We start from the raw sequence: 12,778 nt of genomic DNA, 5'->3' as shown, positions 1-12,778 counted from the left end.
CAACTTAACGTTGAAGCCTGCACAAGCCCGGCAAAGAAGCCGGATTCTTCCGGGGAACACAACGTATGGCGTCGACGACGTCGGCACATCGACCCAATGATGCGCGCCGAGTCCCTCCGATCTCATGCACTGCTCTCCGCAGTCAGCAACGACCCCAGCGGCTGCTGGGTAAAAACAAAAGGTAGTCAAAGATGACACAAACAATAGCGGTCGAGTCCCGCACCGGCCGAAGCACACCGATAATTGCCCTGCTCCTGCTGAGCGGCATAACGCTCGACATCCAGTACGGAATCCTGGCTCCACTCATCGGAGTCATCGCGACTGAGTCAGGGCTGACGGGCTCGGAAATCGGTTGGGTCCTCAACGCGCTGATGATGGGCAGTGTGATTTCCGTCAGCCTGACCGCCCGTATGGGTGACATCTTCGGGCATCGCAAAGTCCTCATCGCGCTGATCGTCCTGGCACTGGTGGGATGCGCCCTGGGTGCAACCGCCAACGGCTTCTGGCCTCTGGTCGCGGGCCGATTCCTGATGGGCCTCGCGGTCACCATTCCCCTGAGCTGGGGGCTCCTGCGTCCACGCGCGACGGCCCGGCAGATCCGCCTGGTCTCGCTGGTGCTCTCGACGGTAATGGCAGTTCTCACACCGCTTGCACTTATTGCCGGCGGCCTCATCGTTGGACTGGGTCTGCCCTGGGAGACCGTCTTCTGGGTGACCTTCGCGTTGTACGGGCTCATGCTGATCCTCGCGCTGATCTCACCTGAGACGCCCCTTGCCGCCCGCGCTGTGGTGCAGCTGGACTGGTTCGGCGCATTGGGGCTCGGCGTGTGGGTCACGGCACTCCTGGTCGGAATTGCTGAAGGCCCCGGCCAAGGCTGGACCTCACCGCTGGTGCTCGGGACATTCATCGTCAGCGCCGTGACACTGGCTGCCTGGATCATTCAGCAGCGACGCACCCAGGAGCCCCTGGTGTCATTCCGCAACATGGATATCCGCCAAACGCTTATCGGCTACTCCGGAATCCTCCTGATAAGCCTGGTTGGCCAGGGTATCTTCATCGTGCTGCCGGCATGGCTGCAGACCCCGGCTTCGTCCGGGTACGGCCACGGCCTCTCTGCCCTGGACTCCTCTTACGTGCTCCTCGCCATGATTCCCGGGGCGGGACTGGGATATCTCTGGACCCGATGGGGCCTTCGGCGCCTGGGACCGAAGACCGTCCTGGTCATTTCCGGATCCGCTGCGGTCCTCGTCTTCCTCGGACTCGCCCTGGCCCACGGCCATGTGTGGCTGTCCTGGTTGTGGGTGTTCCTGTACGCGCTCACGATCCTCAGCTGCCTGACCACCGGGTACACCCTCGTTGCAGCCGCCGGACGCCAGGACAACATGGCGGTGACCGTTGGCATGCAAAACATCATCCAGTTCGTCGGAGCGATGATCGCCGTCGCAATTATCTTGAACGTGCTCGTCCCCGGCGCCGACGGATTCATCCCGCAGGCGACGTTTGCCGGCATCTACATCGCATCGGCGGTGATCATCGCTGTCTTCGTGATCGTCTGGGCGTTGCTGGCACCCAAGCGCATCACCGATCTTCATGCAGTCGACACAGAGACCGATCCCACGAAGGTCCATGTTGCCGGCCACTAGAAGGACCTAAGGCTGATCCTGGCGGCGTGCCTCCAGGAGGCGGGCCCTGTTGCCTGGGGCCGGTGAGCAGTTCGCGCATTCATAACCGCGGGTTGCTCACCGGCCTCGCGGGCGCGTGGGCAACCGATATTCAGGGCTCCGCCCGCCGCCCGCTGCTCTTTTGGGCGGGGGGCAGCCGCGGCAGAAAAACACGATCAAACGGACACCCAATGACCTACCACAAGCAGGATGACTGGCTTCCCCTAGTCGGGGAAGCAGTGCAAATAAGGCAATATGGCCAATTTGTCCGCACAGGGATTGTTGACGCTGTTACGGGCGACGACGGGATCCTTTGGCTTGCAGCGGACGGCGTGAACCAGCGTCGGCTGATCAGCAGAGCCGACGGTTTCGAGGTCTGGATGACCTATAAATGGGAGACCGCCGGAACCCGAAGGTGAAGTTCCCGCCGATCTAACAACGGGGGTGAGTACACGTCAAGGAGAGCGTCAGCAGCAGTAATGCATCACTGGCTTTTCCCCGATTGAATCGATCTAAAGTATCGCATCACGAGAGCTCTTCACAAATAGTGTAACTTTTCTATTGACGTGCTGCCTTGTGCACACGTACCGTCGGCATAGCACCCACCAAGATCGCCAAGCAAAGAAGCTGGCGGCGAGCACCCCGCATTCCGGTCGTCAACGGCGCCGGCCGGATACATGGGAGGCCAGGGGCGCACGCTTCACAGCATGCGAAAGAAACTCGAGGAGCAAAAATGCGAACAACGAAGTCGCGAATGATGTTGGCTGCTGGATCGACGGCGGTGCTGCTGGCTCTGGCTGGTTGCGCTGAAAGCGCGAACAGTCAAATAACCGCGGACACGGTTGCTATCGATGTCGGCAATAACATGAAGGTCAATCTGAAGACCAGCCCGAACCTCAAGGTCGCCGTATTCATCCCGGGCGTGGCCAATGCATACGGGCAGGCCCAGGAGCTTGCGGCGAAGGAGACAGCCAAGGAACTCGGCATGGAGATGACCTTGTTCGACGGGAGCTACGACCCGAGCCAACAGCTCAACCAGATGCAGACGGCGCTGGCATCCGGGGACTACGACGCCGCCGTGGTGCAGGCGCTCGACGGCACGGTGGTGTGCAAGACCATCACCGAGGATTACCCCAAGGCCAACATTCTGGTGGTCAACAACGTCACGCCGTTGTGCGAACAGGGCATCAATCAGACCGGTACATCGGTTGAGGAGGTCTGGGCGCCGGGCACCATGAACTTCGTCGGCAGCAACAACACCCGCGCCTACATCGATGGCTGGTTTGCCGCTGCGGCCGAGGCGAACCCCGGCAAGCAGAAGGTAGTTGCTGTTCTTGGTCCCGCAGTCGCCGCGCAAACGCGCGTCATTGAGGTTGCCCTGGCCAAGTTCGCGAAGGACAACCCTGACTACACGGTGGACAAGGTCTACACCGACTACACAACGACCGGCACGTTCAACGAGACCCAGACCTATCTACAAGGTCACCCGGACACCACCCTCCTCCTGTCCATGTACACGCCGGATATCTCTCGGGGCATCATTGAAGCCGTAGACGACGCCGGCCTTCTCGGCAAAATCCACATCGTGGACCAGGGTTTCGGCGAGTTTTCGATTGAACAGATCGAGGCGGGAAACATCCAGTTCTCAACGCTCTTTTTCCCTTACAACGGGATAAAGGTATCCCTCGAGGCCATCGCGGCAGCCCAACGCGGGGATGCCGGCCCTCGTTTTGTGGATGACTCGGTCATTGGCACTGCGAAGAATCCCTTCACCCTCACGAAGGACACGATCTCCGAACTTCCCCCCGGACTGCGCTAGCCCCACAGGGCCCATCGGAGGGGCGCTTGAACGACGTTCACGGCACGTTACCCCCGTCGGCGCGCTGCCACTCCCCAAGTAGCGTCGGCTATCCACTTCACGATCGCGAAGCAAAGAAGCCCGCGACACATCACCTACATCCGGACCGCCGACGGCACCGGAACGAGCACTCAGGAGAATTATGCGTACAACGAAGTCGCGGGCAATGCTGGCTGCGGGATCCACAGCAGTACTGCTCGCCTTGGCCGGCTGCGCGGGAAACAGCAGCGGCAACCCGGGCAATCAGGGTCCAGCCGGCACAGTCGCCATCGACGTCGGCAATGACACGAAGGTGAACCTGAAGACAGACCAGGGCCTCAAGGTCGCTGTTTTCATCCCGGGTGTCGCCAATGAGTTCGGGCTGGAGCAGGAGCGGGCGGCGAAGGAGACTGCGAAGGATCTCGGTATGGACCTGACCCTGTTCGACGCAGGCTATGACCCGAACAAACAGCTCAACCAAATGCAGACAGCGATGACATCCGGAAACTTCGACGCCGCGGTAGTAATGGCCCTCGACGGGGTGATGTCCTGCAAGCTCCTCACCGAGGATTTCGCGAAGGCCAATATCCTAACGTCGATTTCGGGCTCACCCCTGTGCGATGACGGCACAGATCAGAGCGGTAAGTCGGTTGACGAAGTCTGGGTTCCGGGCACGTTGAATTTCGTGGGCAGCAACACCACCCGCGATTACGTCGACGGATGGTTGGCAGCCGCGGCAAAGGCTAACCCGGGCAAGCAGAAAGTGGTGGCGGTTCTTGGCCCGGCGGTCAACACCCAGACGCGCGTCACAGAAGCCGCACTGGCAAAGCTCACGACGGACAACACCGACTATTCCGTGGACACGATTTACACCGACTGGGCGACGACTGACGCGTACAACAAGACCCAGACATACCTGCAGGGGCATCCGGACACCACCCTCATCCTGTCGGCGTCCTCTCCCGACCTCACCCAAGGCGTCATCCAGGCTGGAAAAGACGCCGGTCTTTCCGAAAAGATCCACGTCGCGGACGTCGGTTTCGGCAAATTCCAGCTCCAACAATTGGAAGCCGGCAACGTCCAGCTCTCCACAATGCTCTTCCCCTACAACCAGATGAAGGCAAACCTCAACTCCATCGCCGCCGCGCAACGCGGGGATGCCGGCTCCCGCTTTGTGGATGACTCCGTCATTGGCACCGCGAAGAATCCCTTTGTGGTCACGAAGGAAACCATCACAGAACTGCCCGCTGAGCTGCGCTAACACCGCAGTTCAGCCCGCCTTGGGCTGGGGCGGCGTTCCCCCGAACGCCGCCCCGGCCCAGTACAGAAAGTAGAACTGACAATGGAGCCTTCGCAGTCGGACCCGGCTATCGCCGTCGCGCTTAAAGCGGTATCGAAGACCTATGGCGCCACCCGTGCATTGATCGACGTGGACGTCGAGATCCACGAAGGAACAGTACATGCACTGATTGGCGAGAACGGAGCGGGAAAGTCCACGGCATTGGGTGCGATCGCCGGCCGCGTTGACTTTGACGGAGGTGTCGTCGAAGTCTTCGGTGAACCGCTTGAACCGGGAAACCTTCGCGCTGCACGCCGGAGCGGCGTCTCGGCCATCTATCAGGAACTGACGATCATCCCGCATCTGGATGCAACAGCGAATGTATTTCTTGGATCCGACCTGGCCCGGTTCGGCGTTCTCTCGAGCCGCGAAATGCGCCGCCGCTACGAACAGCTATGTACTGAGCTGGACGTCCGGGTCATACCTGCCGGCGTTCCCGTTGGCTCCCTCTCGGTGGCCGAGCAGCAGCTGCTTGAGATCATGCGGTCCCTGGTCATCGATCCGCGCGTCATCCTCTTTGATGAGCCCAGCGCCTCGCTTGCCGTCGAGGAACGGGAGGCGCTCTACAAGGCGATCGAAGGGTTACGCAAGCGCGGTGTCACCATCGTGATCGTGAGCCACAACTTCGACGAGATTGAACGGCTCGCCGACTGGATAACGGTCTTCCGGAACGGCCGTGCCATCACCACGAGCAGGCGTGCGGAGAAATCCCGGGCCGAACTCGTGCGCGCAATGCTCGGTGACCAGCGGGGTGACCAGACGCTGAGCCGGGTTCTCCTGGACAAGCCCGTGGAAATGCACTCGAGACCCGTCGAACCGGCCGTTGCCCCGATTCTTGAGGTGGTTGGGCTCACCGTTCCGGGAGCCATTGAAGATATCGATCTGGAAGTGAAGCCCGGGGAAATACTGGGCATCGCCGGTCTGGTGGGTTCTGGCCGCTCTACATTGCTGCGGGCGATCGCTGGCGCGGAACCCACCGCGCGGGGAACCATGCGCTTGGCTGGTGCCGGGTCCGCTTGGCCGCGGACTGTGCGGGCCGCGCGCAAACTCGGAATCGGTTTGATCCCCGAGGACCGCAAAGGAGAAGGGCTCGTCCTGCTCCGCAGCGCCGCGGACAACATCGCCCTCTCCAACCTTGGTTCCGCATCAACCGGCGGCGTGATCGGGCGAAGGAAACTCCGTGCCATGGTCGCCGAGGCAGCCTCCAGGCTGAACTTCCCGGTAGCCCGATTAGGTGAACGCAGCGACAGGTTCTCCGGCGGCAATCAGCAGAAGTTGCTGATGGCACGGTGGTTGTACGACCGACCCCGCGTGCTCCTCGCCGACGAGCCCACACGCGGCATCGACGTCGGCGCCAAGGGCGAGCTCCTGGAAACGTTACGCCTGATGGCGGCCGAAGGCGTTGCCGTGATCATGGTCTCGTCCGAGCTTGAAGAAGTGCTGGCGGTGTCCGATCGGGTGCTCGTCATTGCCAAGGGCCGCAGCATGGGGCTCCTTGAGCGGACCGGCGATCAGCAGATCGCCATGGAAGACGTACTGCAAGCAGCATTTGGATTGAAGGAGCACGCATGAGCGCCACCATCGACCGGGATACCACCCCGGAACGAACCGTTATTCCTGCTGTGACAGCAGGCAAAAAGGTCAACCTGCGGGAGAGAGCAGCAAGCCTCGGGATGGTCTGGGTGCTCATCATCCTCGTCATCACGGCAATCATCCTCAATCCCCGGTTCCTCAACCCGGGAAACCTGGTCAACATCCTGACCCAGAACGCCCCCGTCGGCATTATCGCGGTAGGGATGACGTTCATCATCATCGCAGGAGGCTTCGACCTTTCGGTCGCCGCCGTCCTGGCTATCGGTGGAGTGTCCTACGCAACGCTGTCCCACATGATGCCTGCGGGGCCGGCGATACTCATCACGCTGGCGATCGGATTCCTCCTCGGCCTGATCAATGCCCTCCTCATCACAAAAGCGAAAGTGAACGCGTTTATCGCAACTCTCGCGACCGCTTCATTATTCAGCGGCCTGACCTTGCTGTACACAAACTCCAAACCGGTTTCCATGGCAACGGGCGGCTACGATTTTCTGGCGGATCAGGACTTCCTCGGAGCCCCGCTCTCCGTCTGGCTTCTAGCGGTCCTCGTCGCAGCAGGATGGTTCGCACTTTCCAAAACCGTCTACGGCCGGGGAATCTACGCAATCGGCGGCAACAACGAAGCCGCCCGGCTGGCCGGACTGCCCGTAACCTCACTGCGCGCAAGTACCTACGTGCTGACCGCTATGCTCGCCGCACTCGCGGGAATCGTCCTGGGGTCGGTCATCGGCGTCGGACAGCCAGGCGTAGCCGTCGGAGTCACACTCAACTCCATCGCGATCGTTATCATCGGCGGAACTTCACTGCTCGGAGGAGAAGGCGCCATGTGGCGAACCCTCGTCGGCATCCTGATCTTCGGAACCATCAACAACGTCTTCGACATCCTCGCATTCCCGCAAGCAACACAAGAGGTCGCCCTCGGCGTGATCGTACTCGCCGCCGTATCCCTCGACGCCTACACCCGGTCACGGAAACGCTCAGGAGAAGCCTGACCTGCCGCGACAATGATGGCTTTGCTGAAGAATCCCCTATCAGAGAAGGAATAAGAATATGTCACGATTGGCCGGCAAGGTCGCCATCATTACGGGTGCAGCCAGCGGACTGGGGCTCTCCGCCCTCAAGCTCTTCGTGGCCGAAGGGGCCCGGGTAGCGGCTACGGACATCTCCGCGGAGGCACTGCAGCAGGCGGTCGATGAAGTTACGGCTGACGGTGGCGAGGCAATCGCCCGCACTCACGACGTCTCTTCCGTTGAGGACTGGAATCGTGTGGTTGATGACGTCCTGGCGGAGTGGGGCACGATCGACATCCTGATCAACAATGCTGGCATTGCCCTGCCAAAGGGTATTCTCGACGCCGGGCTGGAGGACTGGAACAAGGTCATGGCCATCAACGCCACCGGACCCTGGCTCGGGATGAAGAGTGTAATCCCCACCATGCAGGCCGCCGGCCACGGTTCCGTCGTGAACGTCTCGTCGATCGCCGGGATTATCGGTGGTGGCGCCGGGGACGGCGGCGGCGCGGCATATTCCGCCTCGAAGGGTGCGGTCCGGTCCCTGACAAAGCACGCTGCCCAGTGGTTCGCAAAGGACAGCATCCGGGTAAACTCGGTGCATCCCGGTCCGATCGACACCGGCCTGACCCGTGGTTACGGGTTCACCAGGGAAACGCTGGCCAACCCCGGAACTGTTCCTTTGCCGCCCCACGCCGGGGAGGCCTCCGACATCGCGTACGGCATGCTCTACCTTGCATCGGATGAGGCGAAGTTCATCACCGGAACTGAGCTGGTAATCGACGGCGGATTTATATCTCAGTGAGGCCACTTTCTCACTAAATCAGCGGGGCATCAGTCGATGACTCTCGCTTCGATTGCTCGATGACAATCGCAACGTTTACCGCTAACTCCCAGATACTACGGGACGCGCCTCCCCTATCCATAGCCTGACGAAGGACTTGATATGACATACGCTGACGACATGTGGGCGATTCACCGTCTCTGTTCCCGTTTCGCCTCGACCCGGGATCTGAATCAGCATGACGAGTGGGTGTCGCTGTTCACCCCGGACGGATCTTTCGAGATCCCCCGTCTCGGGCCGCGCAGCGGGCACCACGACCTTCGCATTCTGAGCGAAGAGCTGCAGCTTCCCAACGGCGTCGAAGCCAAGCACTACGTCTCAAACATCGACGTGGCGATTGACGGAGACAAAGCTTTCGGAACCGCCTACTTCCAGTTTTTCAAGATTGTCGACGGCGCTCCTATCCTCGCGGCGATTGGCACCTATGTCGATACGTTCCGCCGAGTCGAGGGAGAGTGGAAGTTTTCTTCGCGAGTGGCAAACTCCGAGACCAGCGCAAGTCCCAGGGTGAGCCTCAGGGCGTCTTCCAAACGATACTGAGACATCTTGGTAAGACGTAGTGCATGCAGGAACAAAAGCGACGAGTATTCTCCAAACTGACTATCACAGCAAGAAAACGAAGAGTTGCGCAGGGGCTACAGAACCGCCGGTTCGGTAGTCCCTGCGATTGTTTTACATGTCGATGTCGAGGATGGCGATGTCGGTGTTCTTGCGAAACTCGAGGATAAACATGGCTACCTCCATGTGGCTGGGGTCCTTTGAAAACACTTCGAGCGGGGGCGCAACTGGGGCCGACAGGTCTGGCTCCTCGGGAATGTTGTAAAGCTTCTGCTGCGGATTGGTGTGGCAGGCCGGGGACGATGGCCAAGACAACCCCAGTTGGCAGCTGTATGCCGTTTCACCTATAGAAATTGAGTTCTGGCAGGACGCCATGACCGCAAGCACATCCGACACATTTCGGCCGAAGCCAATGCGGATGCTCATGAGCGCATTGACGATGGATGCTCACGGCCGGGAAGAGATTCCCTGTTGCATGTATAGGAAGCCTCAACCGGCTCTAGCTCTAACCCTCGCCTACCGCACAAAGCTTGAAGCATCCGACTGATCCGGCAACTCGACGTATAGTACGGAACGCTTGTGCCACAGGGAGCGGTGCCGAGGGCACACGGGCGAATCCTAAAAGACGATGTAGAGCATTGGGTAGCATTCGCTCTGAGCAGCACTGGTCCAAGTCCACTTAGGGAACACCCAAAGCTGACATCTGCATGCGGCCATAGGATCGAAATCTAACACTTCTGTTTCGGCCCGAAACGGGAGCGAAGCTACACGTTTAACTGAGTCGGTTACGGGGCGGGAGCATTGCCACGATCCGCCACCTGTCCCAGCGGTTCACGGTGGCAGGTCGAGTTCACTCCAAGTGAAGGCGCCCCGCTCCCCACAATTTTGGGACGACCAAGGTCTTCTGTTCCTGGGACTTGCCCAGCGCAGTCAGAGCGCTACATACCGCTCGTGATTCTCAACGCCTTCCGCGCTCCAGCGCCACCATGGGACTCCTATAAAGCAGACGTAAGTGTGGACAGTGTCCACACCCCCTTTGGCAGGACAAAGCGTCCAGCCGCAGCTCCCGTAACGTCTTCGAGGAGCCCTTCAAGAAGAATTTCGTACCAAAGTCGGTGATGTCATGTTGTGTCCGCCACCCAGGACCATGAATAGGTGTTGGCCACCCCCGACCAACCCGACAGAACCGGAACGAGGAACCATATAGCCGCGCCATAGCAGGCGGAAGACCCCCAGCCAAGGTCCTGACCCCGCCACCCCACACACCTGAACAGGCTCAGCGCAAGCCAAGCCACAGGCTGCGCACCTAGCGTCAGAGGGACGCCACCACAAGCCATGTCAACACGTCAAAGCAAAAACCCCTCTGACGAGGGGATCTACTGTGCCCGAGGTGGGACTCGAACCCACACACCTTTCGATACCGCATTTTGAGTGCGGCGCGTCTGCCAATTCCGCCACTCGGGCGCGGATTACACGAAGCAAAGAGTACGCCCACAGCTGATTGTGAGCAACGCGATCGCTTCACGTACGCGGAATTACTCTACATGCAGATAGGCTGAATTCCAGAATCGCGCCGCCGACGCCGCAACCGACCATGCAGATCAAGTACTGGAGCGGGCGCACACCTAAGATAGTGATGTCCCCGCCGTACCTTTCCAAGGAGATCCCGTGACTGAACAGACGGAGTCAAAACCATCGTCCCAGCCGGCGCGCCGCGTCATTGTGGCCGAGGATGAAACCCTCATCCGCCTCGACATCATCGAAATCCTGCGCGGCGAAGGCTATGACGTCATCGGCGAAGCAGACAACGGCGAGAAGGCCGTCCAGCTGGCCGAGGAACTGAAGCCGGACCTGGTCCTGATGGACGTCAAGATGCCCGTCATGGACGGCATCTCCGCAGCCGAAAAGATCGTCAAGGCCCGTATCGCCCCTGTGGTCCTGCTGACCGCTTTCAGCCAGAAGGAACTCGTGGAGCGCGCCCGCGACGCCGGCGCCATGGCCTACGTAGTGAAGCCCTTCACCCCCGCGGACCTCATCCCGGCTCTGGAAATCGCGCTCTCCCGCCACGAGGAGATCAAGGCACTCGAAAGCGAAGTCTCCGACCTCCAGGAGCAGTTCGCCACCCGCAAGCTCGTCGAGCGCGCCAAGAGCCTGCTTACCACCAAGATGGGCCTCACCGAGCCCGAGGCCTTCCGCTGGATCCAGAAGACCTCCATGGACCGCCGCCTGAGCATGCGCGAAGTGGCCGAGACCATCATCAACCAGGTCAACTAACTTCGGCTGCCCGGCAGGTAACGTACGACGGCGACCTGCCGGGCTCCCGTCACCCGCCACCACCAGCAGGGCCAAACACCCGAAGAACAAGCAAAAGGACCCCCGCCAACCGGCGGGGGTCCTTTTGCGTATCTCAGAAAGCCTAGGCCTTCTTCTTCTTTTCCGGCCAGGGGCCGAGCTTTTCCTTGTTGCTCGTGACTTCACCGGCGCGGGTGGAGTCGGCGAGGTCGCCCACCTTGTGCACCTTCAGCGAGTTGGTGGAGCCGGCTTTTCCGGGAGGGGAACCGGCGGCGATGACCACCAGGTCACCGTCCTGGACCAGTTCCATCTCCATGAGGCTGCGGTCAACCTGCGCGGTCATGGCGTCAGTGTGGTCCACCATCTGCACCAGCACCGGCTGGATGCCCCAGGTCAGCGCGAGCTGGTTCCAGACCTGCTCCACCGGGGTGAACGCGAAGACGGGCTTGATCGGGCGCAGGCGGGACAGGCGGCGTGCCGAGTCGCCGGACTGGGTGAAAGCACAGATGTACTTGGCGTCCAGCTGGTCGGCGATTTCGACGGCGGCACGGGTGATGGCGCCGCCGCGGGTCTTGGGCTTGGTGCCCAGCGGGGGGACGCGCTCCAGGCCGTGAACCTCGGTGGATTCGATGATCCGGGCCATCACCTTAACGGTTTCGATCGGGTACTTGCCCACGCTGGTCTCACCCGACAGCATTACGGCGTCGGCACCATCAAGCACCGCGTTGGCGCAGTCGGATGCCTCGGCACGGGTGGGGCGCGGGTTGTCGATCATGGATTCCAGCACCTGGGTTGCCACGATGACTGGCTTAGCCCAGCGGCGGGCCAGTTCGATGGCGCGCTTCTGCACGATCGGCACTTCCTCGAGCGGGAGCTCCACACCAAGGTCGCCACGGGCCACCATGATGGCGTCGAACGCGTCGATGATCTCGGGCAGCTGCTCCACGGCCTGGGGCTTTTCGATCTTGGCGATCACCGGCACGCGGCGGCCTTCTTCGTCCATGATCTCGTGGACGCGCCGGATGTCGGAGGCGTCACGCACGAAGGACAGTGCCACCAGGTCAACGCCGCGGCGCATGGCCCAGCGGAGGTCGTCCTCATCCTTTTCGCTCAGTGCGGGGACGTTGACAGCCACACCCGGAAGGTTGATGCCCTTGTTGTTGGACACCATGCCACCGACGGTCACCTCGGCGACAACCTTGACGTCGTCGACGGCCGTGGCACGCAGGGCCACCTTGCCGTCGTCGATCAGCAGCGCGTCTCCCACATTGACGTCCTCGGTGAGGCTCTTCAGCGTGGTGGAGCAGATGTCCTTGGTGCCGGGAACGTCCTCGGTGGTGATGGTGAAGGTGTCACCGACGGCGAGGGCGTGCGGGCCGTCAACGAACCGGCCCAGGCGGATCTTCGGTCCCTGCAGGTCGGCCATGATGGCGACAGCTTTGCCAAGATCGGCGGCTGCCTTCCGGACGTTTTCGTAGGTGTTGTCATGCACGGTGTAGTCGCCGTGGCTCATGTTCATACGGGCAACGTCAACACCGGCTTCCAGCACCGCGAGGGTGTTTTCATAGCTGGCAATTGCCGGGCCGAACGTAGCCACAATTTTTGCGCGTCTCATATACCTACCCTATTGGTCTCTTGCATTGG

The 12,778-nt window shown here is 61.0% G+C and carries 10 protein-coding genes and 1 tRNA gene; 8 read left to right on the top strand and 3 right to left on the bottom strand.

Annotated elements, in window-relative coordinates:
* Positions 1-191: 191 nt before the first annotated feature.
* The 7 genes from AC3A4Z_RS00965 (at position 192) to AC3A4Z_RS00935 (ending at position 8,824) form a co-directional block, all read left to right on the top strand.
* Complete coding sequence (locus AC3A4Z_RS00965) at positions 192-1,643, top strand: MFS transporter (protein ID WP_498709434.1); 1,452 nt, start codon at positions 192-194, stop codon at positions 1,641-1,643.
* Positions 1,644-2,394: 751 nt separating this feature from the next.
* Positions 2,395-3,480: a sugar ABC transporter substrate-binding protein gene (locus tag AC3A4Z_RS00960; protein ID WP_498709433.1), complete on the top strand. Its 1,086-nt coding sequence runs from the start codon at positions 2,395-2,397 to the stop codon at positions 3,478-3,480.
* 181 nt (positions 3,481-3,661) lie between these two features.
* Entirely contained in the window at positions 3,662-4,759 is a 1,098-nt protein-coding gene (locus AC3A4Z_RS00955; RefSeq protein ID WP_498709431.1) for a sugar ABC transporter substrate-binding protein, read from the top strand.
* Positions 4,760-4,840: 81 nt separating this feature from the next.
* A complete protein-coding gene (locus tag AC3A4Z_RS00950) occupies positions 4,841-6,409 on the top strand; it encodes a sugar ABC transporter ATP-binding protein (RefSeq protein WP_498709429.1) in 1,569 nt (522 codons plus the stop codon).
* On the top strand, positions 6,406-7,422 hold the full coding sequence (locus AC3A4Z_RS00945) for an ABC transporter permease (RefSeq protein ID WP_498709428.1): 1,017 nt from the start codon (positions 6,406-6,408) through the stop codon (positions 7,420-7,422). Before AC3A4Z_RS00950 ends, AC3A4Z_RS00945 begins: the two co-directional genes overlap by 4 nt.
* Before the next feature lie 58 nt (positions 7,423-7,480).
* Positions 7,481-8,245, top strand: a complete 765-nt coding sequence (locus AC3A4Z_RS00940; protein WP_498709427.1) for an SDR family NAD(P)-dependent oxidoreductase — start codon at positions 7,481-7,483, stop codon at positions 8,243-8,245.
* Between the two features lie 141 nt (positions 8,246-8,386).
* The gene (locus AC3A4Z_RS00935; RefSeq protein WP_498709426.1) at positions 8,387-8,824 is read left to right on the top strand and encodes a nuclear transport factor 2 family protein; all 438 of its coding nucleotides are present in this window, start codon (positions 8,387-8,389) and stop codon (positions 8,822-8,824) included.
* 132 nt (positions 8,825-8,956) lie between these two features.
* On the opposite strand, the gene AC3A4Z_RS00930 is transcribed toward AC3A4Z_RS00935, so the two are convergent.
* On the bottom strand, positions 8,957-9,268 hold the full coding sequence (locus tag AC3A4Z_RS00930) for a hypothetical protein (RefSeq protein ID WP_498709425.1): 312 nt from the start codon (positions 9,266-9,268) through the stop codon (positions 8,957-8,959).
* Positions 9,269-10,224: 956 nt separating this feature from the next.
* Positions 10,225-10,306: transfer RNA gene (locus tag AC3A4Z_RS00925), tRNA-Leu, on the bottom strand.
* Between the two features lie 204 nt (positions 10,307-10,510).
* Between AC3A4Z_RS00925 and AC3A4Z_RS00920 the strand changes: the two genes are divergently transcribed.
* Entirely contained in the window at positions 10,511-11,116 is a 606-nt protein-coding gene (locus tag AC3A4Z_RS00920; RefSeq protein ID WP_050055425.1) for an ANTAR domain-containing response regulator, read from the top strand.
* Between the two features lie 142 nt (positions 11,117-11,258).
* Here AC3A4Z_RS00920 and pyk read toward each other — a convergent pair whose 3' ends face one another.
* Positions 11,259-12,749 (bottom strand): pyruvate kinase, encoded by a 1,491-nt coding sequence (gene pyk / locus AC3A4Z_RS00915; RefSeq protein WP_493971504.1) that lies wholly within the window; start codon positions 12,747-12,749, stop codon positions 11,259-11,261.
* Between the last annotated feature and the right edge of the window lie 29 nt (positions 12,750-12,778).

Source organism: Arthrobacter sp. Soil_C_49 (assembly GCF_057656635.1).
This window is presented reverse-complemented; position numbering and strand designations above follow the sequence as displayed.

Excerpts from the sequence above, each read along its gene's own strand:
- pyk (WP_493971504.1), bottom strand. The coding sequence starts at position 12,749 with ATGAGACGCGCAAAAATTGTGGCTACGTTCGGCCCGGCAATTGCCAGC.
- AC3A4Z_RS00960 (WP_498709433.1), top strand. The coding sequence starts at position 2,395 with ATGCGAACAACGAAGTCGCGAATGATGTTGGCTGCTGGATCGACGGCG.
- AC3A4Z_RS00965 (WP_498709434.1), top strand. The coding sequence starts at position 192 with ATGACACAAACAATAGCGGTCGAGTCCCGCACCGGCCGAAGCACACCG.
- AC3A4Z_RS00945 (WP_498709428.1), top strand. The coding sequence starts at position 6,406 with ATGAGCGCCACCATCGACCGGGATACCACCCCGGAACGAACCGTTATT.
- AC3A4Z_RS00940 (WP_498709427.1), top strand. The coding sequence starts at position 7,481 with ATGTCACGATTGGCCGGCAAGGTCGCCATCATTACGGGTGCAGCCAGC.
- AC3A4Z_RS00935 (WP_498709426.1), top strand. The coding sequence starts at position 8,387 with ATGACATACGCTGACGACATGTGGGCGATTCACCGTCTCTGTTCCCGT.
- AC3A4Z_RS00950 (WP_498709429.1), top strand. The coding sequence starts at position 4,841 with ATGGAGCCTTCGCAGTCGGACCCGGCTATCGCCGTCGCGCTTAAAGCG.
- AC3A4Z_RS00955 (WP_498709431.1), top strand. The coding sequence starts at position 3,662 with ATGCGTACAACGAAGTCGCGGGCAATGCTGGCTGCGGGATCCACAGCA.
- AC3A4Z_RS00930 (WP_498709425.1), bottom strand. The coding sequence starts at position 9,268 with ATGAGCATCCGCATTGGCTTCGGCCGAAATGTGTCGGATGTGCTTGCG.